General features: G+C 66.7%; 22 protein-coding genes and 1 pseudogene. 17 read left to right on the top strand and 6 right to left on the bottom strand.

Going from position 1 to position 25,223, the window contains the following annotated elements; all coding sequences use genetic code 11:
- Together VER16_RS11450 and VER16_RS11445 are read right to left on the bottom strand one after the other, a co-directional pair.
- Positions 1-330, bottom strand: a pseudogene (locus tag VER16_RS11450) (hemolysin); the annotation flags it as partial.
- A gap of 320 nt (positions 331-650) precedes the next feature.
- Positions 651-983 carry a hypothetical protein gene (locus VER16_RS11445; protein WP_324808219.1) on the bottom strand — a complete coding sequence of 111 codons (333 nt, stop codon included), beginning with the start codon at positions 981-983 and terminating at the stop codon, positions 651-653.
- Between the two features lie 382 nt (positions 984-1,365).
- Between VER16_RS11445 and VER16_RS11440 the strand changes: the two genes are divergently transcribed.
- Together VER16_RS11440 and VER16_RS11435 are read left to right on the top strand one after the other, a co-directional pair.
- Positions 1,366-1,926, top strand: a complete 561-nt coding sequence (locus VER16_RS11440; protein WP_324808217.1) for a hypothetical protein — start codon at positions 1,366-1,368, stop codon at positions 1,924-1,926.
- A 91-nt stretch (positions 1,927-2,017) separates the two neighbouring features.
- Positions 2,018-3,304, top strand: coding sequence for an O-acetylhomoserine aminocarboxypropyltransferase/cysteine synthase family protein (locus VER16_RS11435; protein ID WP_324808215.1), 1,287 nt, complete (start codon positions 2,018-2,020; stop codon positions 3,302-3,304).
- Positions 3,305-3,542: 238 nt separating this feature from the next.
- On the opposite strand, the gene ybaL is transcribed toward VER16_RS11435, so the two are convergent.
- The gene (gene ybaL / locus VER16_RS11430; RefSeq protein WP_324808213.1) at positions 3,543-5,240 is read right to left on the bottom strand and encodes a YbaL family putative K(+) efflux transporter; all 1,698 of its coding nucleotides are present in this window, start codon (positions 5,238-5,240) and stop codon (positions 3,543-3,545) included.
- A gap of 158 nt (positions 5,241-5,398) precedes the next feature.
- Entirely contained in the window at positions 5,399-7,786 is a 2,388-nt protein-coding gene (locus VER16_RS11425; protein ID WP_324808212.1) for a TonB-dependent receptor, read from the bottom strand.
- Positions 7,787-8,122: 336 nt separating this feature from the next.
- On the opposite strand from VER16_RS11425, the gene VER16_RS11420 reads away from it, so the two are divergent.
- Entirely contained in the window at positions 8,123-9,988 is a 1,866-nt protein-coding gene (locus tag VER16_RS11420; RefSeq protein ID WP_324808210.1) for an ABC-F family ATP-binding cassette domain-containing protein, read from the top strand.
- Positions 9,989-10,067: 79 nt separating this feature from the next.
- Here the strand turns inward: VER16_RS11420 and ampR are convergent, their stop codons facing one another.
- The gene (ampR, locus tag VER16_RS11415) at positions 10,068-10,931 is read right to left on the bottom strand and encodes a LysR family transcriptional regulator AmpR (protein WP_324808208.1); all 864 of its coding nucleotides are present in this window, start codon (positions 10,929-10,931) and stop codon (positions 10,068-10,070) included.
- Between the two features lie 174 nt (positions 10,932-11,105).
- Between ampR and blaL2 the strand changes: the two genes are divergently transcribed.
- From blaL2 to VER16_RS11400, 3 genes are all read left to right on the top strand, one after another.
- Complete coding sequence (gene blaL2 / locus VER16_RS11410) at positions 11,106-12,020, top strand: L2 family extended-spectrum class A beta-lactamase (protein WP_324808206.1); 915 nt, start codon at positions 11,106-11,108, stop codon at positions 12,018-12,020.
- Between the two features lie 82 nt (positions 12,021-12,102).
- Positions 12,103-13,332 carry a cation:proton antiporter gene (locus VER16_RS11405; protein WP_324808204.1) on the top strand — a complete coding sequence of 410 codons (1,230 nt, stop codon included), beginning with the start codon at positions 12,103-12,105 and terminating at the stop codon, positions 13,330-13,332.
- Between the two features lie 46 nt (positions 13,333-13,378).
- Positions 13,379-14,020: a hypothetical protein gene (locus VER16_RS11400; RefSeq protein ID WP_324808203.1), complete on the top strand. Its 642-nt coding sequence runs from the start codon at positions 13,379-13,381 to the stop codon at positions 14,018-14,020.
- 94 nt (positions 14,021-14,114) lie between these two features.
- Here the strand turns inward: VER16_RS11400 and VER16_RS11395 are convergent, their stop codons facing one another.
- The gene (locus VER16_RS11395; RefSeq protein WP_324808201.1) at positions 14,115-14,843 is read right to left on the bottom strand and encodes a DUF3011 domain-containing protein; all 729 of its coding nucleotides are present in this window, start codon (positions 14,841-14,843) and stop codon (positions 14,115-14,117) included.
- A gap of 159 nt (positions 14,844-15,002) precedes the next feature.
- On the opposite strand from VER16_RS11395, the gene aspS reads away from it, so the two are divergent.
- The 11 genes from aspS to tolQ all read left to right on the top strand — a co-directional run bounded on the left by aspS (position 15,003) and on the right by tolQ (position 25,222).
- Positions 15,003-16,754, top strand: coding sequence for an aspartate--tRNA ligase (gene aspS, locus VER16_RS11390; RefSeq protein WP_324808199.1), 1,752 nt, complete (start codon positions 15,003-15,005; stop codon positions 16,752-16,754).
- Positions 16,755-16,770: 16 nt separating this feature from the next.
- Positions 16,771-17,094: a DNA primase gene (locus VER16_RS11385; RefSeq protein ID WP_164074485.1), complete on the top strand. Its 324-nt coding sequence runs from the start codon at positions 16,771-16,773 to the stop codon at positions 17,092-17,094.
- Between the two features lie 32 nt (positions 17,095-17,126).
- Entirely contained in the window at positions 17,127-17,648 is a 522-nt protein-coding gene (locus VER16_RS11380) for a GNAT family N-acetyltransferase (RefSeq protein ID WP_324808194.1), read from the top strand.
- A 78-nt stretch (positions 17,649-17,726) separates the two neighbouring features.
- Positions 17,727-18,359: an esterase/lipase family protein gene (locus VER16_RS11375; protein ID WP_116864268.1), complete on the top strand. Its 633-nt coding sequence runs from the start codon at positions 17,727-17,729 to the stop codon at positions 18,357-18,359.
- Between the two features lie 252 nt (positions 18,360-18,611).
- Positions 18,612-19,343, top strand: coding sequence for a YebC/PmpR family DNA-binding transcriptional regulator (locus VER16_RS11370; RefSeq protein ID WP_324808189.1), 732 nt, complete (start codon positions 18,612-18,614; stop codon positions 19,341-19,343).
- Between the two features lie 105 nt (positions 19,344-19,448).
- Complete coding sequence (gene ruvC / locus VER16_RS11365; protein ID WP_324808187.1) at positions 19,449-19,970, top strand: crossover junction endodeoxyribonuclease RuvC; 522 nt, start codon at positions 19,449-19,451, stop codon at positions 19,968-19,970.
- Between the two features lie 13 nt (positions 19,971-19,983).
- Positions 19,984-20,577: a Holliday junction branch migration protein RuvA gene (gene ruvA / locus VER16_RS11360; protein ID WP_182266578.1), complete on the top strand. Its 594-nt coding sequence runs from the start codon at positions 19,984-19,986 to the stop codon at positions 20,575-20,577.
- A 55-nt stretch (positions 20,578-20,632) separates the two neighbouring features.
- Entirely contained in the window at positions 20,633-22,552 is a 1,920-nt protein-coding gene (locus VER16_RS11355; RefSeq protein WP_324808184.1) for a potassium transporter Kup, read from the top strand.
- A gap of 418 nt (positions 22,553-22,970) precedes the next feature.
- A complete protein-coding gene (gene ruvB / locus VER16_RS11350) occupies positions 22,971-24,011 on the top strand; it encodes a Holliday junction branch migration DNA helicase RuvB (RefSeq protein WP_324808182.1) in 1,041 nt (346 codons plus the stop codon).
- Complete coding sequence (gene ybgC / locus VER16_RS11345; RefSeq protein ID WP_324808180.1) at positions 24,001-24,432, top strand: tol-pal system-associated acyl-CoA thioesterase; 432 nt, start codon at positions 24,001-24,003, stop codon at positions 24,430-24,432. Before ruvB ends, ybgC begins: the two co-directional genes overlap by 11 nt.
- 10 nt (positions 24,433-24,442) lie before the next feature.
- Positions 24,443-25,222 carry a protein TolQ gene (tolQ, locus tag VER16_RS11340; RefSeq protein ID WP_313441698.1) on the top strand — a complete coding sequence of 260 codons (780 nt, stop codon included), beginning with the start codon at positions 24,443-24,445 and terminating at the stop codon, positions 25,220-25,222.
- Position 25,223: the final 1 nt, after the last annotated feature.

The following is a 25,223-nucleotide window of genomic DNA, read 5'->3' as shown; positions in this document are numbered from 1 at the left end:
GCCTTCGCGATCAGCCATCTCCTTTGCCTCCCGCGTGAGTTCCAACGCGTCCTTGAGCTGGCCATTGAAGCGGGTGGTGACCATCCCGAGGTCGATGGCGCCGTCCGTCAGCGGCTGGCGGTCAAACTCGGTGCCGCGATGGGCGACGACGTAATCGCCGGTTTCCACGTTTTTGTAGATTGTGCCTTGGTAGCCGCTGGGCATGTCCACGTGTTTGACGGCAACAAATTTCTCTCCGCCAGCCTCGATTTCTTTAGGGGCTCCATTGCGTTCGAACTGAGGCGGCAAATATGTTGCGTCTGACAGGTCGGCACTGGCGTTCTTGCTCATTTCATTCCTTCCTTGGCGCTTATGGCGATCTTGTAAGAGAAGTACTTGCTGCGTTGAGCTTCAGGGACGGTCCTGCCGAATCTCGACGTCGGAATGCTGTCTGCCGGGGATGCGCTGCCATCAATGGCCAATGGCTGGATGTTCTTGCTTGAATATCTTGTCTCGGTCCCGGCGTTCACGGTGGTCGAGATCGTGAAGTACGTCGCAGGTCGGGTGGCGTTCGTTTTCAGTGCTGCGCCGACGAGGACTATTTCCCAGTCGCAGGGGCCTCTCCCGTAGTAGTCGAGATTGAGGATGCCGTCGCGGAAGTATGTTCCTTTTTAGGTGGTTGGATTGATTTTCTTCAGCGGAATATCGAGTGAGTGCTTGTCGATGCCATAACGGACACCTTCGAAGTTGTCGATGGGAGGCAGGCAATCATTTGTGATCTTATAGGTTACGTACGCACCTGCTGGGTAAATATCCTCCGGCGCATCATGCGTAGTGACCACCACTTCATACGCCTCCTTCGGCGAAGGGTTGGCCTCATACGGCGGCGGCGTGCGCTCTTTGCTCCCACACGCGGTCAGCAGCGGCAGTGATGCCAGGAGTAGAGGGCAGAGCGCGCGGCAGGCAACACGTGCGCTGATTCGATGTCCGTCGAGTTCCATCATCAACCGGTCCAGCATCCTTGAATGTCTCCACAATACGGCTGGGGATGGATGGCTATCAAATCGACAAGGCCCTAATCAGGATTCTGTGATGGAAATCACATGATTAAGTCTTGGCTCGGATCCAAGCGCCAATACCTGTCGGTCAAATGCGTCAGTGGCGCGATCGCAACCAACTCAGCCGATGTCGTATTCGCCTCGGTCGAGCCTCTTCGCGACCGCAACGTATGCATATGTGGGGCGGTTCTGCTCCCTGTCTGCAGTGGCCACGATCTCGATGCGGGGAAATACTGCTGGCGCGGTGCGGATAATCGGCGTAATGCTGTTCGCCTGTCAGGCAGGGGTCGTCTGACATGACGCCATGCTTATCAGGAGAAGGAGTTCCATGAAGATGTTCCGCACTGCCCCGTTGTGTTTCGCACTGGCCACTAGCCTGATCTCCGCCACCGCGATGGCGGCCAGCGAACAGGTGTTGATGCCCAGGTTCGATGGCTACGTCAAAGCCTTTGAGGCGTCTGATCCGGGCTCCGGCGACATCTCCGAGTACGTGCCTGAAGGCCAGACCGTGAAGGACTGGACCGACATGGTCACCGTCAACAGCGCCCCCGGTTCCGCCGCCGCCACGCCCCGCGAATTCCTCGGCATCATCGAAGCAGGCTGGCGCATGGCCTGCCCGGATACGCAGGCCAACTGGCTGGGAGAAGGCGAGGAGGGAGGCCGCCCGGTGGCGGTGCTGATGTTGGGGTGCCCGCGCAACCCGGGTACGGGCAAGCCGGAATTCACCTGGATCAAGGGTATCCAGGGCCTGCAGGGATTCCACACCGTGCAGAAGTCCTTTCGCGCCGAGCCGGCGGAGGCCGATGTGGTGACCTGGGTCAGATGGCTGCGCGGGGTCACCCTCTGCGGCAACGGCAAAGCGCCGGACTGCGTACCGGCAGCGCCCTGATAACCACGGGTACGGACGTCATCACCACACGCGTTCAGCACCGCCGGACGGCTGCCCTATGGTGGCCGTTTCCCGGATGGAGTCAGGTGCAATGAGCGACCCGCAGTGGCAACTGGAAACCCTGGCCGTGCACGGCGGCTACCGGCCCGACCCGACCACGCGTGCAGTGGCGGTGCCGATCTACCAGACCGTGGCCTACGCCTTCGATGACACCCAGCATGGCGCGGACCTGTTCGACCTGAAGGTGCCGGGCAACATCTACACCCGCATCATGAACCCCACCACCGACGTGCTGGAACAGCGCCTGGCCGCGCTGGAAGGCGGTATCGGTGCGCTGGCGCTGGCTTCAGGCCAGGCGGCGATCACCTATGCCATCCAGACCATCGCCGAGGCCGGCGACAACATCGTGGCCGCCAGCGCGCTGTATGGCGGCAGCCTCAATCTGCTGGCACATACGCTGCCGCAGTCCGGCATCACCGCGCGCTTCGCCGATCCGGCGGACCCTGCTGCGTTCGCTGCGCTCATCGACGAACGCACCAAGGCCGTGTTCGTCGAGTCCATCGGCAACCCGCGCGGGAATGTCACCGACATCGCCGCCATCGCCGAGGTGGCGCATGCCGCCGGCGTGCCGCTGATCGTCGACAACACCGTGGCCACGCCCTTCCTGCTGCGCCCGTTCGAGCACGGCGCCGACATCGTGGTGCATTCGCTGACCAAGTACCTGGGCGGCCACGGCACCAGCCTGGGGGGCGCGATCATCGATTCGGGGCGCTTCGACTGGGCCGCGCAGCGCACGCGCTTTGCCCGCCTCAACGAACCGGATCCCAGCTACCACGGCGTGGTCTACACCGAAGCGCTGGGGCCGGCAGCTTATATCGGCCGCGCGCGGGTGGTGCCGCTGCGCAACACCGGCGCGGCGCTGTCGCCGTTCAACGCCTTCCTGATCCTGCAGGGCATCGAAACCCTGGCCCTGCGCATGGAGCGGATCAACGCCAATGCGCTGGCCGTGGCGCAGTACCTGCAGGCGCACGCCAAGGTGGCCTGGGTCCGCTATGCAGGCCTGGCTGAAGATCCCGAACATGCTGCTGCCCGGCGCTATCTGGGCGGGCATGGCTCGGGCGTGCTGACCTTTGGTCTGCCCGGAGGTCGCGAGGCAGGGGCGCGTTTCCTGGATTCGCTGAAGCTGTTCACCCGGCTGGTCAACCTGGGCGATGCGAAGTCGCTGGCCACGCATCCGGCCTCGACCACGCACCGCCAGTTGAATGCCGAAGAACTGGCGCGTGCCGGTGTCAGCGAGGACACCGTGCGCCTGTCGATCGGCATCGAGCACATCGACGATCTGCGCGCCGATCTGGAGCAGGCCCTGGCCGCCGCCTGATAGCCAGCGGCTTGGTTGTCATCGCCAGCGGCGATCACCACGCAGCGCAGGATGCGCTACGGTGGAACTGCCTCTCCAAGGCGTGGAAGAACTGGCAATCCCCAGCAGTACAGATCCCCGACGGGTGCGGGCCCGCCGGGGATTTTTTTTGTGTGCGGACGGATCCGACCCCATCAGACCGTCAGCATGGGGTCAGAGCCCGTTGTACAGCAACGGGATCCGATCCCGCGGACACCCCTCACACCACCGGGATGCTGTGCTGCCCCAGGTTCCGGTACGGCGGCGTCGACATGATCATCTCCGCCAGCGAATAGGCCAGTTCGCGCTCGGCCATCACCGTGCCATCGGCACCGTGCTCCAGCAGATGCTTCACTTCCGCATCGCTGTGCGCGCGCGCCAGCAGGGTCAGTTCCGGGTTGATCGCGCGCAGCTTGGCCAGCGCCTCACCGGCTTCCAGCGGCTGCGGAATGGCCAGCACCGCGATCTTCGCCCGTTCCGGATGGGCCTCGGCCAGCACCCGGTCAGCGGCGGCACTGCCGCGGATGGCCGCCAGCCCCCTGGCGTGCGCCTGCTCGACATGTTCCTTGTTGTCGTCGATCACCAGCACCGGCACGCCACGATCGCGCAGCACCTGGGCCAGCTCGCTGCCGACGCGGCCGTAGCCGATGACGATGGCGTGGTCGTGCAGGTCGCGCGAGGGGCCGGTGGCCTCTTCCGGTTCGGCCGCCTGCGGCGACTGCTCCTGCTTGGCCTGCCAGCGGTCCAGCAGGCCGAACACCAGCGGGTTGAGCATGATCGACACCAGCGCACCGGCCAGCACCAGCGACTGGCCTTCCTTGGGCAGGATCTGCAGGGCCACACCCAGGCCGGCGATGATGAAGGCGAACTCGCCGATCTGCGCCAGGCTGGCCGAGATGGTCAGCGCGGTGCTTGTGGGGTGGCCGAAGGCGCGCACGATGAAGAACGCCGCGGCCGACTTGCCGAACATGATGATCGCCACCGTCGCCAGCACCTGCCAGGGGTGCTGCACGATGATGTTGGGGTCGAACAGCATGCCCACCGAGACGAAGAACAGCACCGCGAACGCATCGCGCAGCGGCAGCGAATCATGCGCCGCCTTGTGGCTCAGTTCGGATTCGTTGAGCAGCATGCCGGCGAAGAATGCGCCCAGCGCGAAGGACACGCCGAACAGCATGGCCGAGCCGAACGCCACGCCCAGCGCGATGGCCAGCACCGAGAGGGTGAACAGCTCGCGCGAACCGGTACCGGCGATGCGCTCCAGGATCCACGGAATGACCCGGCGGCCGACCACCAGCATCACCGCCACGAACAGGCCCAGCTGCACGAAGGTCCAGCCGATGTCGGCCAGCACGCTGCCCACGGAATGGGTTTGCTTGGATGCGTCCGGGCCGAACACACCGGCCAGCACCGGCATCATCACCAGTGCCAGGACGCAGGCCAGGTCCTCGACGATCAGCCAGCCCACCGCGATCTTGCCGCGCATGGTTTCCAGCAGGCGACGCTCTTCCATCGCCCGCAGCAGCACCACGGTACTGGCCGTGGCCAGCGAGAAACCGAAGATGACCCCGTGCAGCGCAGGCCAGCCCATCAGCCACGCCACCGCCCAGCCCAGCAGGGTGGCCACCGCGATCTGGCCGATGGCACCGGGAATGGCGATGGCCTTCACCGCCATCAGGTCCTTCAGCGAGAAGTGCAGGCCGACGCCGAACATCAGCAGCATCACGCCCAGTTCGGCCAGCTGGTTGGCCAGCGCCTGGTCGGCCACGAAGCCGGGGGTGAACGGGCCGACGCAGATGCCAGCCACCAGGTACCCGACCAGAGGAGACAAGCGCAGCTTGTTGGCCAGCGCGCCGAAGATGAAGGCGAGCCCCAGGCCAACGGCCACGATGTTGATCAGGTCGGTGTCATGGTGCATCGGCACTCGCAGGCAATCGGGGGGATGCCCCGATTTTCACCGATGCGGCCACATACGGCAAACCGGAAACGAGAATGGGGTCAGATCCCTTTTCCCGCAGGAGAAGGCTCTGACCCCACCAGGGCCCGGGTCTGCCGGCCAGCGGCCGGCACTACCGCTTACCAGTTGTACTTGATGCGGCCGTAGACGTAGGCGCCGTTGAAGCCGAACGGCGAGTAGTTGCTGTAGGGCAGCATGCCGAAGGTCGAGTTCTGCAGGTCTTCGGTGCGGTCGGGGTACTCGTCCAGCAGGTTGTCCGCACCCACGGTCAGGGTCCAGTTGCTGCTCGGCTTGTAGCTCACCGATGCATCCAGCACCCACTTGTCGCCGTAGGTCTGGTCGCGCAGGGCGGTGGCCGAGTTGCGCACGGTGAATTCGCCGTAGCGGGTGGCGGCCAGGCCCAGTTCCCAGTGGTCCGAACGCCAGGTGCCGCTCAACACGGTCTTGTCGCGCGGGTAGCTGTCCTCGATGCGGCCGATCTCATCACGGCCGATCAGCGACTGGGTCAGGCCCAGCGTGCTGAACACGGCCGGGGTGCCGCCCACGCGCTGCACCTTGGTGTCGTTGTAGCTGTAGGCCGCGGTCAGTTCCAGGCTGCTGGCGGCAAACGGCACGGTGTAGCTGGACACGAAGTCGACGCCACGGGTGCGGGTATCCAGGCCGTTGGTGAAGTACGAGAACGCCGTCACCTGCGGCAGGCCCAGGGTGCCCAGCAGTGCGCTGGTGGCGGCGTTGGTGGTGATGCTGGACGACAGCGCGATGCGGTTGTCGATGTCGATCTGGTAGGCATCGACGGTGACGTACAGGCGGTCTACCGGCTGCAGCACCAGGCCCAGGCTGTAGGACGTGGAGGTTTCAGCCTTCAGCGGCGAAGCGCCCAGTGCCTGCGCGGCGGCGCTGGTGGTGGGGAAGGTGCCGCGTTCGACGAACACGCCGTTGAGGAACTGGCTGGTCACCGCCTGGTAGCCCTGCTGGGCCAGCGACGGGGCGCGGAAACCGCTGGAAGCGGTGGCACGCAGCGCGACCTTGTCGGTGAAGGCATAGCGCGCCGACAGCTTGCCGGAGAAGCGGTCACCGAAGTCCGAGTAGTCCTCGTAGCGGCCGGTCACGCCGGCGGAGAACTTCTCGGTCAGGTCGGCTTCCAGGCCGGCATAGACCGCGTAGTTGTGGCGGTCGGCGTGCACCTCATTGGTGGGGGTGAAGCCGGCGAAGCCCTGTGCACCGGTGCCGGTGTACGAGTTCAGTTCGCCCGGGTTCTGGTCCCACTTTTCCTTGCGGTATTCACCACCGAAGGACAGCGTGACCGGATAGGCCAGGCCCCAGTCCAGCGACTTGGTGAGGTCGGCGTTGAAGATGTCCTGCTGGTACTTCAGCGTGCCGTCGTAGAACGAACGGGGGCTGTCCACGCCCAGGCTGTAGTTGATGCTGTTGCGGGTGTGGAAGTCCAGGGTGTTCTCGCCGTGGTTCAGGCTCAGGTCCCAGGTCCAGCCGTTGTCGGTGTTGCCTTTGACGCCGGCCACCAGCGAACGGTCCTTGGAATACTGGTTGATCTGCGGCACGTAGCCGTCCGGGTAGATCTGCGCCAGCAGGGCGGTCTGCGAGCTGTGGTTGCGCGAACGGTAGAACGCGAACGAGGTGATGTCGCGGTTGCTGAGCAGCGCGCTGGCGTAGCCGGTCACGTGGTCGCTGAAATCGAAGCTGGCGTTGACCGAGGCCGCAGTGGCATCCACGCGCGGGTCGCCGACGATGAAGGTGGTCTGGCCGATGGACGGGTAGTTGCCGGTGTTCGGCGTGGTGCCCTGGTAGGGGCCGGCGCGGTTGCTTTCGTCCTGCTGGCTGATCTGGCCGGCCACATGCACGCGGCCGCGGCCGTTGCCGAACTCCACGCCGGTATCGCCGGAAAGCTGGTACTTGTTGCCGTCACCGGCCGAGTACTGGCCGTAGTCCACGGCCAGGCTGCCGCCACTGCCGCTGCCCTTGAGCACGATGTTGATGACGCCGGCGATGGCATCGGAGCCGTACTGTGCCGAGGCGCCGTCGCGCAGCACTTCCACCCGCTCGATGGCGGCGATCGGGATGGCGTTGATGTCCACCGCCGAGGAGCCGCGGCCGATGCTGCCGTTGACGTTGATCATCGCCGAGGTGTGCTGGCGCTTGCCGTTCACCAGCACCAGCACCTGGTCCGGCGACAGGCCGCGCAGCTGCGCCGGACGCACGCCGCTGGTGCCGTCGGTCAGGGCCGGGCGCGGGAAGTTCAGCGAGGGCAGGGCGCGCGACAGCGCGGTGGCCAGTTCGCTGGTACCGGTGGACTGCAGGATTTCCGGGGTGATGATGTCGATCGGCGACTGCGATTCGGCGACCGTGCGGTCGGCCACGCGGGTACCGGTGACGATCACCGTATCGAGGGTGTTGGCGGCGCTGCCGGCCTGCTGGGCAGCGGCGGCGAACGTAGAGCCACCGAGTGCGACAGCGACGGCGGCGGCGATCAGGCTGGTCTTGCGGGTCATCGGGGTGGGGCTCCGGTTGGCGGGATCTGGCACCGGAATCGACATCACGGGGGTGAGGCGGACGACGGTTGTTGCGGTGCGCAATACAGCAATTAACGGGAATTTAAGCAGCTGTCAAATGCGCGTCATGTGAAAAAACGTTGCAAAAGCAAGCATTTAGCTGTGGCGGGCATTGGCGGGGCAGGGGCCCGGGAGGCGCGCGGACTCGACGAGGGAGAGAAGTGGAGCGACCGCGTCGCTTCCCGGGGCGCGTCAAGTATTCGTTAAGGCTAGAATTACGTCGCAGGAACAGTGCTCACCAGCACATTCCATTCGGTTATATGGACGCCTTCCCCCATGATTTCGCTTCGTAATTTCGCCTTGCGCCGCGGCGAGCGGCTGCTGTTGTCCAATGTCGACCTGACCCTGCACGCCGGTTACCGGGTGGGCGTGGTCGGCCGCAACGGTGCTGGCAAGTCCAGCCTGTTCGCGGCGGTGAAGGGCGAGCTGGAGGCGGACAAGGGCGATGTCGACCTGCCGGGCAAGGTGCGCATCGCCAGCGTGGCCCAGGAAACCCCGTCGCTGCCGGACCCGGCGCTGAGCTTCGTGCTGGGCGGCGATACCGAAGTGGCCGCCGTGCTGGCCGCCGAGGCCGATGCCACCGCCCGCGAGGACTGGGAAGCCGTAGCCGAGGCGCATACGCGCATGGCCGAGCTGAACGCCTATGACGCCGAAGCGCGCGCCGGCAAGCTGCTGCACGGCCTGGGGTTCCCGGCCGAGACCCACCACCGCGCGGTGTCCTCGTTCTCCGGCGGCTGGCGCGTGCGCCTGAACCTGGCGCGCGCACTGATGATGCCCAGCGACCTGCTGCTGCTGGACGAACCGACCAACCACCTCGACCTGGACGCGGTGTACTGGCTGGAACAGTGGCTGCTGAAGTACCCGGGCACCCTGCTGCTGATCTCGCATGACCGCGAGTTCCTCGACAACGTGGCCACCCACACCCTGCACCTGCACGGTGGCGGCGCCAAGCTCTACCCGGGCGGCTATACCGATTTCGAGCGTCAGCGCGCCGAACAGCTGCGCCAGCAGCAGATCGCACACGAGAAGGAACAGGCCGAGCGCGCCCACCTGCAGAGCTTCATCGACCGCTTCAAGGCCCAGGCCAGCAAGGCCGCGCAGGCACAGAGCCGGATGAAGCGCCTGGCCAAGCTGGCCGGTACCGAAGCGGTGCGCGCCGAGCGCGAGTTCCGCATCGAGTTCGCGCCGCCGGCCAAGCTGCCGTTCTCGCTCATCCGCCTGAACCATGTCGAGGCCGGTTACGGCAAGGACGCGGTGATCCTGCACAACGTCGGCTTTGGCCTGGAGGCGGGCCAGCGTATCGGCCTGCTCGGCCCCAATGGTGCGGGTAAGACCACCCTGGTGAAGACCCTGGTGGGCGAGCTGATGCCGATTGCCGGTGAGCGTTCGGCGCACCCGGACCTGAAGATCGGCTACTTCGCCCAGCACACGGTGGAATCGCTGCACGAAGGGCAGTCGCCGATGGAGCACTTCCGCGAGATCGCCCCGGACGCGCCCAACCAGTCGTTCCGCGATTTCCTCGGCAAGTGGAACTTCCCCGGTGACCGCGCCTTCGAGCCGGTCGATGGCTTCTCCGGCGGTGAACGCGCGCGCCTGGCGTTGGCACTGATCGCCTGGCAGCAGCCGAACGTGCTGCTGCTGGACGAACCGACCAACCACCTTGACCTGGAAATGCGTGAAGCCCTGGCCGAAGCGCTGGCAACCTTCGAAGGTGCGATCGTGATGGTCTCGCATGACCGCCATCTGATCGGCCTGGTCTGCGATACCTACTGGCGCGTGGCCGATGGCGTGGTCGAGCCGTTCGATGGCGATCTGGATGCCTATGCCGCGTGGCTGCGCACCCGTCCGCAGGCGCAGGGCACCAAGGCGCGCATGGAACAGGTGGAAGAGCCGGTGGTGGTCAAGACCGCCCCGGTGGCGCAGGTGGTGCAGAAGAAGCCGGCCAACCCGCACAAGCTGGCCGCGGCCGAGACCAAGGTGGCCGAACTGGAAAGCAGCCTGGCCGAACTGGACCGCCAGCTGGCCGACCCGGCCAACTATGCCGATGCCACCCGCATGGCTGTGCTTGGCCGCGACCGCGAAACCACCGCCGCGCAGCTGGAAAAAGCCGAAGCGGCGTGGATGGAACTGCTGGAAGGGTAATCACGCAAAAAAGGGGACGGAGGGGATCAAGTCGTTTGTGCACAAACGACTTGATCCCCTCCGTCCCCTTTTTTGCATGTCACCCCTGCGCCTGCAGCCACTCGCGGAAGCGGCGGGCGGGTTCGCGCTCGGCGCGTGAACGCAGCCGGGTCAGCCAGTAGCGGCCCAGTTCCAGCGTGGTGGCAAACGGCTGCAGCAGGCGGCCTTCGGCCAGCTCCTGCTCGAACATGCGCAGCGGCAGCAGGGCCACGCCGGCACCACCGGCTGCAGCCATCGCCACGGTCAACGACGAATCGAACACCGGCCCGCGCGCCTCCACACCGCTCACCCCGGCGGCCTGCAACCAGCGTGGCCATTCATCGCTGCGGTAGGAGCGCAGCAGCGGTACCGTGCCCAGATCACGCGGCTGCTTCAGGCGCCGCGCCACGGCCGGGGCGCACAGCGGTGCGAACGGCGCGTCGAGGATCGCCGTGCACGCCTGCCCCTGCCAGTCACCATCACCGAAGCGGATCGCCAGATCCAGGCCTTCACCGGCCAGGTCGATGCGGTTGTTGTGGGTCTGCAGGCGCAGCTCGATGTCCGGGTGGGCCGCTTCGAACGCGGCCAACCGTGGCAGCAGCCAGCCGGTGGCGAAGGTGCCCACCACGCCCAGGGTCAGCACCTCGCGCGCCGGGCCGCCGGTGTAGCGGGCGATGCTGGCGCCAATGCGCTGGAAGGATTCATTCAGCACCGGGAACAACGCGGCGCCCTCCTCGGTCAACGCCACCCCACGCGGCAGGCGGTGGAACAGGCGGATGCCCAGCCGGTCTTCCAGCCCGCGGATCTGGTGGCTGAGCGCGGCCTGGCTGACGCACAGCTCCAGCGCCGCACGGGTGAAGTTCTGGTGGCGTGCAGCAGCTTCGAAGGCGCGCAGGGCGTTGAGCGGGAGGGTAGGGTGCAACATCGGATGGGGTGAGGCAGGGTGATGGCTGATCCTACCTCGTCAGCGGATGCAACCGTCAAACTTGGGGTTGAATGCGACAGGTATGAGAAATATGCATGTCTGACCCTGATAATTTCCATTGGTGATGCCGCCGCGCGCTTTCAATAATCGGGGCACGTCCACCGAAGCCCGCCCATGCACGCCCGCCGTCGCTTCCTGCAGTTCAGCACTGCCGCTCTTGCTTCCTCCCTGCTTGCCCCGGCTCTGGCGCGGGCCGCCACGCCGGCATCGGGCGCGAAGGCCGCACCCGCTGCCATTGCCACCGCCGTTGATTTCGCCGCGCTGGAAACAGCCAGCGGTGGCCGCCTGGGCGTGACCGTGCTCGACACCGGCAGCGGCCGTCGCATCGGCGGGCATCGCCAGGACGAACGCTTCCCGATGTGCAGCACCTTCAAATCGATGCTGGTGGCCCACGTGCTGAGCTTGGCCGACGCCGGTCGCGTCTCGCTGGACACCCGCGTGCCGATCACAGAAAAGGACCTGCTGTCCTACGCCCCGGTGGCCCGCCGCCACGTCGGCAAGGACCTGAGCGTGCGCGATCTGTGCCGGGGCACGCTGACCACCAGCGACAACACCGCGGCCAACCTGCTGCTGGGCGTGAGCGGCGGCCCGCCCGCGCTGACCGCCTTCCTGCGTACACACGGCGACACGGTCACCCGCAACGATCGCTACGAGCCGGACATGAACCGGTTCGCCAACGGCGATCCGCGCGATACCACCAGCCCGGCGGCGATGGCGGCCAGTCTGGCCAGGTTCGTGGTGGGCGATGGCCTGTCGAATGCATCGCGCCTGCAGCTCGCCGATTGGCTGATCGACAACCAGACCGGTGATGCCTGCCTGCGTGCCGGCCTGGGCGCGCGCTGGCGGGTGGGCGACAAGACCGGCAGCAACGGTGAGGACACGCGCAACGACATCGCCGTGCTGTGGCCGCGTGCAGGTGGTGCACCGTGGGTGATCACGGCCTATCTGCAGGGGGCGTCGGTCGACGCGGACCAGCGCGCTGCGGTGCTGGCGCAGGTGGGGCGCATCGCCGATCGGTTGATCGGCTGAGTCCATCGCTCTTCCACGGGCGGCTTGCCCGATGGCAGGCGCACGCGCATCCTGCCTGCGTTTGAACCACAGGGACGTCCCCATGAGCCATGAACTGATCTACCTGCTGCTGATCTTCGCGCTGCTGGTGATCCCTCGCGCACTGCAGCGCTTCAGCCTGCCCGCACCGTTGACCTGCCTGCTGTTCGGCATCATCGGCATGCTCTGGCTGGGCGACCAGGCCCATGACGCGGTGATCGGGCTGCTGGCCACGCTGGGCATTTCCTCGTTGTTCCTGTTTGCCGGCCTGGAAGTGGACCTGCAGGCGCTGCGTCGTGGCATGTGGCCGCTGCTTGCACATCTGGTCATCCGCACGGCAACGCTGTTCGGTGTTGGCTGGCTGGCCTGGCGTTACGCAGGACTGCCGTGGCAGGCCGCCGGCCTGCTGGCGCTGGCGCTGCTGACGCCGTCGACCGGTTTCATCATGGATTCGCTGTCGCGGCTTGGCCTGAGCGAAGACGAGCGTTTCTGGGTGACCAGCAAGGCCATCGCCGGTGAGCTGCTGGCGCTGGCGGCATTGTTCATCGTGCTGCAGGCTGGCGACCCCGCGCACATGGCGCTGTCCAGCCTGGCCCTGCTGGCAATGATGATCGGCCTGCCGCTGCTGTTCATCGCGCTGGGCCGCTGGGTGGCGCCTCACGCACCGGGTTCGGAGTTCTCGCTGCTGGTGATGGTGGGCATGGTGGCGGCCTACATCACCTACCTGCTGGGCGTGTATTACCTGGTGGGCGCGTTCATCGCGGGCCTGGTGGCGCGGCTGCTGCACCAGCGCATGCCGCTGCTGGCCTCGCATGAAAACCTGCATGCCCTGCGCCTGTTTGCTTCGTTCTTCGTGCCGTTCTACTTCTTCAATGCCGGCACCAAGGTGCCGAGCGAAGCACTCAGCTTTGAAGCGCTGGGGCTGGGCATCGTCATCACCCTGGTGGTGCTGCCGCTGCGCATCGGCGTGGTCTGGCTGCAGCGCCGGGTGATGTTCGGCGAAAGCTTCCGCAGCAGCCTGCGGGTGTCGGTGGCGCTGGCGCCCACGCTGATCTTCACCCTGGTGCTGGCGGCGATCATGCGCGAGCGTTTCCAGATTCCGGCGGTGCTGTTCGGTGCGCTGCTGCTGTATGCCGCACTGACCACGCTGCTGCCCTCACTGGTGTTCCGCACGCCGTTCGACGTCGATCCGATCGAACAGGAGCCGGCGGGTGAGGGCGTTTCGGCGCCGGTGGCAGCGACCGGGGTTGTTTCCGAAGCGCCACGGCAGGCCGGCTCGCCCGCACAGGGATGAGGCACTGCGGTTTGCGCCTGCCGGGCATGGCCGTTAGGGTTGGGGCATGAATGTACGTGCCCCTCTGCTATCTGTCGCCGCGCTGTGCAGCCTGGCCGCCTGTTCGCAGCAGCCGCCTGCGATCAACCACGACCTGTCCACGGCCCCGGCCGATGCGTTCATGGCGGCCATCGCCGCCCACTGCGGCCAGGCCTTTGCCGGCAGGGTGGTGGAGGACACCCCGGCGCCCACCGGCAAGGACCCCTTCGCGGGCCAGCGCCTGGTGATGCACGTGCGTGGCTGTGCGGACCCGGGGCACGAACTGCGCATCCCGTTCCATGTCGGCGATGACCATTCGCGGACCTGGATCCTCACCCGCACCGAAAACGGGCTGAAGCTCAAGCACGACCACCGCCATGCCGATGGCAGCCCGGATGCCATCAGCCTGTATGGCGGAAACAGCAAGCCGCCGGGCACCGCCGAGCGCCAGCAGTTCCCCGCCGACGCGGAATCGGTGGCGATGTTCCGCCGCGCGGACATGCTGGCCTCGACCCACAACACCTGGGGGATGGAAGTCGAGCCGGACCAGCGCTTCGTCTATGAATTGACCCGGCCTGAAGGGCGCCGCTTCCGGGTTGAATTCGACCTCAGCAGGCCGGTGGCATTGCCGCCGGCACCGTGGGGCGACCAGGCCCCGCCGGCGCCCTGACGGGTCGATCCGGTCGCGCCGGGCCATGCCCGGCGGCTTTTCTGTGGTTCAGCGTGCGCCGCTGCGCTCGCCGGGCAGGGCCCGGCGCTACCCCTCAGCGCGTACCGAAGCGTGCCCGGCAGCCGTTGCTCACCCACACCCGGCCGCGTGAATAGCCCCAGCTGCGGCCTTCCTGGCAGGCGCTGCCGGACAGCTGCTGCTGCAGCACCGGGCGGCCCTGGCGTTCATCCCAGTCGCAGTTCTGGGTACGGTTGTCGTTGCTGCTGCAGGTGATGGAATAGTTGCTGTTGCCGCCGCCCCAGTTGCCGCCGTGGCCGCCGCCCCAGCCGCCACGCGACTCGGCGAATTCGCCGCGACAGCCGCGGTTGACCCAGATGGCGCCGTTGCGCACGCCCCAGGTCTGGCCTTCCACGCAGGCCGAGCCGGAAATCTGCCGGACCAGGGTGGCCCCGCGCCAGTTCACCGGGCAGCTGCGCTCGCGGTTGTCCTGGCTCTCGCAGCGGATGGTGCCGCCGCTGCCGCCGCCATTGCCACCGCCCCAGCCGCCGCGCCCTTCAACGAATTCGGCCCGGCAACCGCTGGACACCCAGATGCTGCCGTTGCGGCTGCCCCAGGTGCGGCCTTCCACGCAGGACGAGCCAGACAGCTGGCGCACCATCTGCGCACTGCGCCAGCCGGTGTTGCAGACCCGCTCGCGGTTGTTCTGGCTCTCGCAGCGGATGACGCCATTCTGCGCAGCGGCAGGGGCGACGGGCAGGCTCAGCCCGGCGAGGGTGCCTGCGGACAAGGTCAAGGCCAGACTGGCCAGGGACAGCGTTTTCATGGCGGATCCCCATACGGTGGGTGGTGCGCGACTATAAGGACGGGGCGGATAAAGCCCGCGTGACTGTCCGCATTTGCCCCGGCCGGGGCCTCGGCCGCAGAATACGGGGCTTTCCGGCCCCCGTCGGGTGCCGGCGTTCTCCAGCGGAGCTTTCCCCCCATGCGTACCCACTTCTGCGGCCTGGTCGATGAGACCCTGATTGGCCAGACTGTCACCCTCGCCGGCTGGACCGACGTGGCCCGTAACCAGGGCGGCGTCTGCTTCATCGATCTGCGCGATCATGAAGGCATCGTGCAGGTGACCGTGGAGGTGGACAACGCCGAGGTGTTCGCCGTGGCCGCGTCGCTGGGTTACGAGGACGTGCTGCAGGTGGAAGGCGTGGTGCGCGCCCGCCATGCGGTGAACGACAAGATCGCCACCGGCAAGGTGGAAGTGATTGCCACCGCCATCACCGTGCTGAACAAGGCCGCCCCGCTGCCGTTCCACGCCCACGAGAACCCGGGCGAAGACACCCGCCTGAAGTACCGCTACCTGGACCTGCGCCGCCCGGAAATGCAGCGCATGCAGCGCACCCGCATCAAGCTGGTGCAGGCCCTGCGCCGTCATCTGGACGAGCGCGGTTTCCAGGACATCGAAACCCCGATCCTGACCAAGGCTACCCCGGAAGGCGCCCGCGACTTCCTGGTGCCGGCGCGCATGCACCCGGGCGAGTTCTACGCCCTGCCGCAGAGCCCGCAGCTGTTCAAGCAGATCCTGATGGTGGCCGGCTTCGACCGCTATTACCAGATCGCGCGCTGCTTCCGCGACGAGGCCCTGCGTGCCGACCGCCAGCTGGAATTCACCCAGCTGGACATGGAATTCGCCTTTGTCCGCGAGCGCGACGTGCAGGACTTCGTCGAATCGATGATCCGCGCCATCTTCAAGGAAGTGGTCGACGTCGAGCTGGCCGCCACCTTCCCGCGCATGACCTGGGCCGAAGCGATGCGTCGCTACGGTTCGGACAAGCCGGACCTGCGCATCGCGCTGGAACTGGTGGACGTGGCCGAGCTGGTCAAGGACAGCGAATTCGCCGTGTTCACCGGCCCGGCCAATGACGCCGAGGGCCGCGTGGCCGCACTGCGCATCCCGGGCGGTGCCACCCTGTCGCGCAAGCAGATCGACGAATACGCCGCGCACGCCGCCAAGTACGGTGCCAAGGGCCTGGCCTACATCAAGATCGCCGACAACGGCGAAGTCAGCTCGCCGATCCAGAAGTTCTTCAGCGAGGCGTCCTTCGCGGCCCTGGTCGCCCACGTGGGTGCCGGCAACGGTGACATCGTGTTCTTCGGCGCCGGTGGCTACAACAAGGTCTCCGACTTCATGGGCGCCCTGCGCCTGAAGGCCGGCAAGGACTTCGGCCTGGTCGCCGACGGCTGGGCCCCGCTGTGGGTCACCGACTTCCCGATGTTCGAGTGGGACGAGGAAGAACAGCGCTACGTCGCCCTGCATCACCCCTTCACCGCGCCGGCCGTGGACGACATCGCCGACCTGCGCGCCAACGCCCGTACCGCCGTGTCGCGCGGCTATGACATGGTGCTCAACGGCAATGAAATCGGCGGCGGCTCGATCCGTATCCACCGCCCGGACATGCAGAGCGCCGTGTTCGAGCTGCTGGGCATCGGCGCCGAAGAGGCCCGTGCCAAGTTCGGCTTCCTGCTCGACGCGCTGAACTACGGCGCCCCGCCGCACGGCGGCATCGCCTTCGGCATCGACCGCATCGCCGCGCTGATGGCCGGCACCGAGTCGATCCGCGACGTCATCCCGTTCCCGAAGACCACCGGTGCGCAGGATCTGATGACCGATGCGCCGTCGCCGATCGTCGATACGCAGCTGGCCGAAGTGCACATCCAGGTTCGCCCCAAGACCAACTGATCAGGAGATCCAGGCAATGACCGAGTTTGCGTTTTCGCTGGAGTGGGAAAAGCTGGGCAATGAAGGCTCCGAGGCCAACCTGGTCACCGAGCGTGCACGCGTCTTCGGTGGTTGGCTGGTCCGTGTCGGAACCAACCCGGCGGCGATGGCTCTGACCTTCGTCGCCGACGGCGAAGGCCGCTGGGACGGTGAGGACTTCGGCGTCGAGGATTACGAGGACGACGAAGAGGAAGAGTTCGACGAGGACGAGGAAGAAGAAGGCGAGGACGAGGACGAAGAGGAATACGAGGAAGAGGACGAGGAAGAAGAGGACGAAACCGAGTCGTCGGAACGGGCTTGACCCCGACCGTCGCCCTGGCGTCCACTCGACCCATGTATTCCATCCGCCGCGCCACCGTGGACGATGCGCCGACCCTGTCGGCGCTGGCTGCCCGCACGTTCACCGAGACCTTCGGCCATCTGTACCCGCCGCAGCACCTGCAGGACTTCCTTGAGGCGTCCTACACGGTGGAGCGGCAACGTACGATCCTGGCCCACCCCGATTACGCGGTGTGGTTGTTGGAGCTGGACGGGGAGGCGGTCGGCCATGCCGCCGCCGGCCCCTGCGGGTTGCCACACCCGGACGTGAAGCCCGGTGACGGTGAACTCAAGCGCCTGTATCTCATCAAGACCCAGCAGAGTTGTGGCTGGGGCAGCCGCCTGCTGGAAACCGCACTGGCCTGGCTGGAACAGGACGGCCCGCGCACCCTGTGGCTGGGGGTGTGGTCGGAAAACTTCGGCGCCCAGCGTTTCTATGCCCGCTACGGCTTCGAGAAGGCTGGCGAATACCTGTTCCCGGTCGGCGAAACCAACGATCTGGAATTCATCCTGCGCCGGGCTCCGCGTCCGGCGTAAGGTCGTTCACCGGCGCTTGCCGGTCGATTCTGTTCAATCACTGTACGTCCCGCCCCGCCGAACGCCAGGCTGTAACGCATGACTCCCCCCGTACTGCTGCTGCATGGCATCTGGAACGCCCGTGCCTGGGTCGGGCCACTGGCCTGGCGCCTGCGCGCCCGTGGTTTCCAGGTGCATACCTTCGGGTATTCCTCCATCTTTGGTGGCCCCGATGTGGCCGTGCCGCAGCTGCTGGAACGGCTGGCCGACGCCGGCCCGCTTTCGCTGGTCGGCCACAGCCTGGGCGGCCTGCTGGCGCTGGAGGCCCTGCGTCGCCAGCCGCAACTGGACGTGCAGCGGGTGGTCTGCCTGGGCTCGCCGCTGCGCGGCAGTGGCACGGCGCGTTCGCTGTCCGACCACGGCTGGGGCCTGGCCCTGGGCCGCAGCAGCGAACTGCTGCTTGATGGCCTGCCGGACTGGCAGGGCAGGGCGAAGGTGGGCCTGATCGCCGGTTCGGTGCCGCACGGGTTGGGCAGCCTGCTGGGCGCGCTGGATGACGTATCCGACGGCACCGTGGCCCTGGCCGAGACCCGGCTGCCGGGGCTGGCCGACCACTGCGTGGTGCGCACCAGCCACAGCGGCCTGGTGGTATCGCCCGACGCCGCGCGGCAGACCGCGCACTTCCTGCGCCACGGCCAGTTCGACCACAGCCGCGACGCCGCCGCCGCATAAACCGGTGGGTGCACGCCCTTCGCCGGGCATGGCCCGGCGCTACCGGTGCCTGGGTGGGTGCGAACTCCTCTCTCGGCGGGTGCGAACTCCTCTCTCGGTGGGTGCGAACTCCTCTCTCGGTGGGTGCGAACCTTGGTTCGCACGCTCTTCGTCGGCCATGCCCGGCACCCTCTCTCCGCCCTAGACACGGTTGCCGCCCACGATCAGGTAGAATCCGCGCCTTGATCCTGAAGCAGCCAGACGGTAGCACCCATGGGTAGAGGCCCCTCCATCGAAGCCCGCAAGAACGCGTCCGACGCGAAGCGTGGCAAGATTTTCACCAAGATCATCCGCGAGATCGGCGTTGCCGCGCGCGGCGGTGGAGGCGACCCCAACAACAACCCGCGCCTGCGCGTTGCCATGGACAAGGGCCTGGGCGTGAACATGTCCAAGGACGTGATCGAGCGCGCCATCAAGAAGGCCACCGGTGAACTGGAAGGCGTCGATTACGAGGAAATCCGCTACGAGGGCTATGCCCCGGGCGGCGTGGCCGTCATCGTCGACTGCCTGACCGACAACCGCGTGCGCACCGTGGCCGATGTCCGCCACGCGTTCAGCAAGTGCGGCGGCAACATGGGCACGGAAGGCTCGGTCGCCTTCATGTTCAAGCGCCTGGGCGTGCTGCACTTTGCCGCCGGTGCCGATGAAGAGGCCATCACCGAGGCCGCCATCGAGGCCGGCGCCGACGACATCGTGGTCTACCCGGACGACGGCGCGATCGACGTGGTCACCAGCCCGGACGCGTTCAACGCGGTCAAGGATGGCATGGCCGCCGCCGGCCATGCTGCCGACCACGCCGAGATCACCTTCCGCGCGGACAACGACATCAAGGTCGAAGGCGATGTCGCCCTGCAGGTGAAGAAGCTGCTGGACATGCTGGAAGACCTGGACGACGTGCAGGACGTGTATTCCAACGCCGAACTCGGCGCCGACGCCTACGCCTGAGCCGTCTTCGACGGCCTGGGCGCGGGCCGTTGAACGGTCACCGCGGACAGTCATGAGCCCATCGCCCTGCCAGCGTCATCCGTTCCACCCGGCCAGGAGCGCCGCATGACCCGCATCCTCGGCATCGACCCCGGTTCCCAGCGGACCGGGGTCGGCATCATCGATGTCGACGCCACCGGCAAGGTCAGCCACGTGCACCACCAGCCGCTGGTACTGCTGGGTGCCGACGATTTCCCCCAGCGCATGAAGCTGCTGGTGCTGGGCCTGGCCGATCTGTGCCAGCAGTTCCAGCCGGACGAAGTGGCCATCGAAAAGGTCTTCATGGCGCGCAACCCCGATTCGGCGCTGAAGCTGGGCCAGGCCCGTGGCGCGGCGATCTCGGCGGTGGTCCTGCGTGACCTGCCGGTGCACGAATACGCCGCCAGCGAGATCAAGCTGGCCGTGGTTGGCCGCGGTGGCGCCGAAAAGCAACAGGTTCAACACATGGTCGGGCTCATGCTCAACCTGAAAACCAAGCTGCAGGCCGACGCGGCCGACGCGTTGGCGGTGGCAATCACCCATGCCCACGTAAGGGCGACGGCCAACCGCCTGGGGCTCAGTGCCCGCCAGGCCTGGGGCCGCAAATGAGGAGCTGCACGCAATGATCGGTCGACTGCGCGGCATCGTCGCCTACAAGGCACCGCCGTGGCTGGTGGTGGACGTGAACGGAGTGGGCTACGAACTGGAGGCGCCGATGAGCACCTTCTACGACCTGCCCGAACTCGGCCGCGAGGTCACCCTGTACACCCACTACTCGCAGAAGGAAGACAGCGTCTCGCTGTACGGCTTCCTGCGCGAGGGGGAGCGCCGGCTGTTCCGCGATGTGCAGAAGGTCAGCGGCATCGGCGCGAAGATCGCGCTGGCCGTGCTGTCCGGCGTCACCGTCGAGGAGTTCGCGCGCATGGTCCAGGCCGGTGACATCACCGCGCTGACCCGCATCCCGGGCATCGGCAAGAAGACCGCCGAGCGCATGGTGCTGGAGCTGCGCGACCGCGCCGCCCAGTTCGGTGCCGGTGGCGCCCTGCCCACCGGCAGCGGCCCGGCCCCGGCCGATCCGCTGTCCGACGCCACCGTGGCCCTGCAGCAGCTGGGCTACAAGCCGACCGAAGCGGCGCGCATGGCCCGCGACGCCTTCAATGAAGGCGACGAAGTGGCCACCGTCATCCGCAAGGCCCTGCAGTCGGCGCTGCGCTGAAGCGCGCGCTGATCCTTTCCCATTCCCCCATCGCCTGAGCTTCGCCAGGAGTCCCATGTCCAGCAGTCAAACCCCGCACGCCGCCGCCCCCGGCGGCCATGGTCACGCCCCCCCGGCCGGGGGATTGGCGCTGATCATCGGTGCGATCGGCGTGGTCTTCGGCGATATCGGTACCAGCCCGCTGTACACCCTGAAAGAGGCGTTCTCGCCGCACTACGGGCTCAACAGCGACCATGACACCGTGCTGGGCGTGCTGTCGCTGGCGTTCTGGGCGCTCAACATCGTGGTCACCCTGAAGTACGTGACCATCATCATGCGCGCCGACAATGACGGCGAGGGCGGCATCATGGCGCTGATGGCGCTGACCCAGCGCACGCTGCGCAACGGGTCGCGCTCGGCCTACGTGGTCGGCATCCTCGGCATCTTCGGCGCTTCGCTGTTCTTCGGCGATGGCGTCATCACGCCGGCGATTTCCGTGCTCGGCGCGGTGGAAGGCCTGGAGGTGGCGGCCCCAGGCCTGCATGCGTTCATCGTGCCCATCACCGTGGTGGTACTGCTGGCGGTGTTCGCGGTGCAGCGCTTCGGTACCGAGAAGATCGGCAAGCTGTTCGGGCCGATCACCTCGATCTGGTTCATTTCGCTGGCCGCCATCGGCATCTACAACATCGTCGATTCACCGGAAGTGCTGAAGGCCTTCAACCCGTGGTGGGCCATCCGCTTCTTCATGGACCACGGCTGGCACGGCATCTTCATCCTTGGCGCGGTAGTGCTGGCGGTGACCGGTGGCGAAGCGCTGTACGCCGACATGGGCCACTTCGGCGCCAAGCCCATCCGTCATGCGTGGTATTTCTTCGTGCTGCCATGCCTGGTGCTGAACTACCTGGGGCAGGGCGCGCTGGTGCTCAATCACCCCGAGGCCCTGAAGAACCCGTTCTTCGAGGCCGTGCCGGACTGGGCGCTGTACCCGATGATCATCCTGGCCACCATGGCTGCGGTCATCGCCTCGCAGTCGGTCATCACCGGCGCGTTCTCGGTGTCGCGCCAGGCGATGCAGCTGGGCTACATCCCGCGCATGCGCATCAAGCACACCTCGCACGACACCATCGGCCAGATCTACATCCCTGGCATCAACTGGGGCATCGCAGTGATGGTCATCGGCCTGGTGCTGGCGTTCCGCAGCTCGTCCAACCTGGCCGTGGCCTACGGCATCTCGGTGTCGGCCACCATGCTCATCGACACCCTGCTGCTGGCCCTGGTGGCCCGCTCGCTGTGGCCGAAGGCACGCAACTGGATCCTGCCGCTGTGCGTGGTGTTCTTCATCATCGACCTGGGCTTCGTCATCGCCAACGGCGCCAAGCTGCTGCAGGGCGCGTGGTTCCCGGTGGTGCTGGGCATCTTCCTGTTCACCATGATGCGCACCTGGCGCCGTGGCCGCGAGCTGCTGCGCGATGAGATCCGCAAGGACGGCATCCGCATCGACACCTTCCTGCCGGGCCTGATGCTGGCGCCGCCGGTGCGCGTGCCGGGCACCGCAGTGTTCCTCACCGCCGACCCGACCGTGGCCCCGCATGCGCTGATGCACAACCTCAAGCACAACAAGGTGCTGCACGAGCGCAACGTGTTCCTGCACGTGGAAACCCTGCCCATTCCCTATGCGGTGGAAGGGCAGCGGCTGAAGATCGAATCGGTGGGCGATGAGTTCTACCGGGTCTACGTGCGCTTCGGCTTCATGGAAACCCCGGACGTGCCGCTGGCGCTGATGCGTTCGTGCGACCACGGCGGCATCTACTTCGACCCGATGGACACCACGTTCTTCGCCAGCCGCGAAACCATCGTCGCCACCGCCAACCGCGGCATGCCGATCTGGCGCGACAAGCTGTTCGCGCTGATGCACCGCAACGCCGCGCCGGCGACGGGCTTCTTCCGGATTCCGGGCAACCGCCTCGTCGAACTGGGCGCGCAGGTCGAAATCTGACCGCAGGGGTCGGATCCCTTTCCGCAGGAAAGGGCTCTGACCCCATGCGTCGCGCATCCGGCAGTGGGGTCAGAGCCGTTTTCCGTTGGAAAACGGATCCGACCCCGTGTCGACCAAGGTCGACACCTACCAGATCCGACCCCCTGTCGACCCACGGTCGGCACCCACCATCAGCAGCAGGTTCCCACAGCTCGCAGCAAACTGTCGAAGGCGGGGTGGGTCCGGTTGCGGGGGCGTGAGCCGCATGGATGCGGCGACCGAGCTTACATGGACGTACTTGCAGCGTCCCCCGCAACTGGACCCACCCCGCCATTCCCCAGGAAGCCCGCTTCGGCTGTTGCTCTGGATGTTGCCGTTGCTTCTGCGGGTGCCGGGCGCCGCCCGGCCGAAACCCACGCTTTTGCCGCATAATCACGGTATGACCGACGACCGCATCATCGGCGCCGGCGCCACCCGCGAGGATGACGCCGCCGACGCCAGCATCCGACCCAAGCGGCTGGCCGATTACCTCGGCCAAGCGCCGGTGCGCGAGCAGATGGACATCTACATCCAGGCGGCCAAGGCCCGTGGCGACGCACTGGACCACGTGCTCATCTTCGGCCCGCCCGGCCTGGGCAAGACCACCCTCAGCCATGTCATCGCCAACGAACTGGGCGTGGCGCTGCGGGTGACCTCCGGCCCGGTGATCGAAAAGGCCGGTGACCTGGCCGCGCTGCTGACCAACCTGCAGCCGCATGACGTGCTCTTCATCGATGAAATCCACCGCCTGTCGCCGGTGGTCGAGGAAGTGCTGTACCCGGCAATGGAAGACTTCCAGATCGACATCATGATCGGCGAGGGCCCGGCGGCCCGCTCGATCAAGATCGACCTGCCGCCGTTCACCCTCATCGGCGCCACCACCCGTGCCGGCCTGCTGACCGCGCCGCTGCGCGACCGCTTCGGCATCGTCCAGCGCCTGGAGTTCTACAGCGTCGAGGAACTGACCCGCATCGTGCGCCGGTCGGCCTCCATCCTGGCCATCGACTGCACTGCTGACGGGGCAGGGGAGATCGCCCGTCGTGCGCGCGGCACCCCGCGTATCGCCAACCGCCTGCTGCGCCGCGTGCGCGACTACGCCCAGGTGAAGGCCGGCGGCCACATCGACGAAACCGTCGCCCAGGCCGCCATGCAGATGCTCAAGGTCGACCCGGAAGGCTTCGATGAGCTGGACCGGCGCCTGCTGAAGACCATGGTCGATTACTTCGACGGCGGCCCGGTGGGCATCGAATCGCTGGCCGCGGCCCTGTCCGAAGAGCGCGGCACCCTGGAAGATGTGGTTGAACCGTACCTGATCCAGCAGGGCTTCCTGGTGCGCACCGCGCGCGGCCGCATGGCCACCCACAAGGCGTACCGGCACATGGGCCTGAAGCCGAAGAACCCGCCGCAGGACCTGTTCGCGGAGGTTCCCGATGTCGGTTGAGCCCCGATTCAGTTGGCCGACACGCATTTACTGGGAAGATACGGACGCTGGCGGGGTGGTCTACCACGCCCGCTACGTGGCCTTCATGGAACGGGCCCGGACCGAATGGATGCGCGCGCTGGGCTACGGCCAGGAGCGCATGCGCAGCGAGCACGGCATGGTGTTCGCAGTGCGTTCGATGCAGATGGACTTCATCAGGCCGGCCCGGCTGGATGACGCCCTGCAGGTGAGCGCCACCCTGGTCCAGCTGAAGAAGGCCAGCATGGTCTTCGACCAGCGGGTCGAGCGCGACGGCGAACTGCTGCTGTCCGCCCAGGTCCGCATCGCCGCACTGGACGCGGCAAGTTTCCGCCCGCGGGGCATGGACGAACCCGTCCTTGCCGCGCTGCAACCCCACCTCCACCCCGAATCCGAACTTTGAGGAACAACGGATGATCGCAACGCTCCTGGCCCTGCAGGCCACGGTCACCGAGGCACTGCCGGCCGATGTCAGCAACGCCGCGACCCAGACCCTTGCCCAGGCCACCACCGGCGGCGGCATCAACTACCTCGAACTGATGGCCAAGGCCAGCCTGCCGGTGAAGATCATCGTGCTGCTGCTGCTGATCGGCTCGTTCGTCAGCTGGGTGATCATTTTCCGCAAGGCCCGCGTGTTCAAGCAGGCCACCCGTGAAGCCGACGAGTTCGAGAACCGCTTCTGGTCCGGCGCTGACCTGGGCAAGCTGTACAGCTCGGCCACCGACCGCAGCCGCAATGTCGGCGGCCTGGAAGCCATCTTCGAAGCCGGTTTCCGCGAATACAGCCGCCTGCGCGACAAGCGTCGCCTCGACGGCCGCGCGCAGCTGGAAGGCGCCCAGCGCGCCATGCGCACCACCTACACCCGTGAAGTGGACCAGCTCGAGCGCAACCTCGAACTGCTGGCCAACATCGGTTCGACCGCCCCGTACGTGGGCCTGGTCGGCACCGTGTTCGGCATCATGGTGACCATGCACGACATGATCAGCAGCGGTGCCCAGGCCGGTATCGCCGCCGTTGCCCCGGGTATCTCCGAAGCGCTGTTCGCCACCGCCATCGGCCTGTTCGTGGCAATCCCGGCGGTGTGGGCCTACAACCGCTTCACCACCCGCGTGGAACGCATGTCGGTGCGGTTCGAGACCTTCGCCGAAGAGTTCAGCTCCATCCTGCAGCGCCAGAGCGCTGGCGACGAGTAAG

It is taken from the genome of Stenotrophomonas sp. (genome assembly GCF_035634915.1).
Lineage (GTDB): Bacteria > Pseudomonadota > Gammaproteobacteria > Xanthomonadales > Xanthomonadaceae > Stenotrophomonas.
Note: the sequence above shows the minus strand (reverse complement) of the source record. Positions and strands in the feature narration are given on the sequence as shown.

What these genes read in the sequence shown, in the direction of transcription:
- VER16_RS11445 (WP_324808219.1), bottom strand. Translation starts at nt 983, where the DNA reads ATGATGGAACTCGACGGACATCGAATCAGCGCACGTGTTGCCTGCCGC.
- VER16_RS11440 (WP_324808217.1), top strand. Translation starts at nt 1,366, where the DNA reads ATGAAGATGTTCCGCACTGCCCCGTTGTGTTTCGCACTGGCCACTAGC.
- VER16_RS11435 (WP_324808215.1), top strand. Translation starts at nt 2,018, where the DNA reads ATGAGCGACCCGCAGTGGCAACTGGAAACCCTGGCCGTGCACGGCGGC.
- ybaL (WP_324808213.1), bottom strand. Translation starts at nt 5,240, where the DNA reads ATGCACCATGACACCGACCTGATCAACATCGTGGCCGTTGGCCTGGGG.
- VER16_RS11425 (WP_324808212.1), bottom strand. Translation starts at nt 7,786, where the DNA reads ATGACCCGCAAGACCAGCCTGATCGCCGCCGCCGTCGCTGTCGCACTC.
- VER16_RS11420 (WP_324808210.1), top strand. Translation starts at nt 8,123, where the DNA reads ATGATTTCGCTTCGTAATTTCGCCTTGCGCCGCGGCGAGCGGCTGCTG.
- ampR (WP_324808208.1), bottom strand. Translation starts at nt 10,931, where the DNA reads ATGTTGCACCCTACCCTCCCGCTCAACGCCCTGCGCGCCTTCGAAGCT.
- blaL2 (WP_324808206.1), top strand. Translation starts at nt 11,106, where the DNA reads ATGCACGCCCGCCGTCGCTTCCTGCAGTTCAGCACTGCCGCTCTTGCT.
- VER16_RS11405 (WP_324808204.1), top strand. Translation starts at nt 12,103, where the DNA reads ATGAGCCATGAACTGATCTACCTGCTGCTGATCTTCGCGCTGCTGGTG.
- VER16_RS11400 (WP_324808203.1), top strand. Translation starts at nt 13,379, where the DNA reads ATGAATGTACGTGCCCCTCTGCTATCTGTCGCCGCGCTGTGCAGCCTG.
- VER16_RS11395 (WP_324808201.1), bottom strand. Translation starts at nt 14,843, where the DNA reads ATGAAAACGCTGTCCCTGGCCAGTCTGGCCTTGACCTTGTCCGCAGGC.
- aspS (WP_324808199.1), top strand. Translation starts at nt 15,003, where the DNA reads ATGCGTACCCACTTCTGCGGCCTGGTCGATGAGACCCTGATTGGCCAG.
- VER16_RS11385 (WP_164074485.1), top strand. Translation starts at nt 16,771, where the DNA reads ATGACCGAGTTTGCGTTTTCGCTGGAGTGGGAAAAGCTGGGCAATGAA.
- VER16_RS11380 (WP_324808194.1), top strand. Translation starts at nt 17,127, where the DNA reads ATGTATTCCATCCGCCGCGCCACCGTGGACGATGCGCCGACCCTGTCG.
- VER16_RS11375 (WP_116864268.1), top strand. Translation starts at nt 17,727, where the DNA reads ATGACTCCCCCCGTACTGCTGCTGCATGGCATCTGGAACGCCCGTGCC.
- VER16_RS11370 (WP_324808189.1), top strand. Translation starts at nt 18,612, where the DNA reads ATGGGTAGAGGCCCCTCCATCGAAGCCCGCAAGAACGCGTCCGACGCG.
- ruvC (WP_324808187.1), top strand. Translation starts at nt 19,449, where the DNA reads ATGACCCGCATCCTCGGCATCGACCCCGGTTCCCAGCGGACCGGGGTC.
- ruvA (WP_182266578.1), top strand. Translation starts at nt 19,984, where the DNA reads ATGATCGGTCGACTGCGCGGCATCGTCGCCTACAAGGCACCGCCGTGG.
- VER16_RS11355 (WP_324808184.1), top strand. Translation starts at nt 20,633, where the DNA reads ATGTCCAGCAGTCAAACCCCGCACGCCGCCGCCCCCGGCGGCCATGGT.
- ruvB (WP_324808182.1), top strand. Translation starts at nt 22,971, where the DNA reads ATGACCGACGACCGCATCATCGGCGCCGGCGCCACCCGCGAGGATGAC.
- ybgC (WP_324808180.1), top strand. Translation starts at nt 24,001, where the DNA reads ATGTCGGTTGAGCCCCGATTCAGTTGGCCGACACGCATTTACTGGGAA.
- tolQ (WP_313441698.1), top strand. Translation starts at nt 24,443, where the DNA reads ATGATCGCAACGCTCCTGGCCCTGCAGGCCACGGTCACCGAGGCACTG.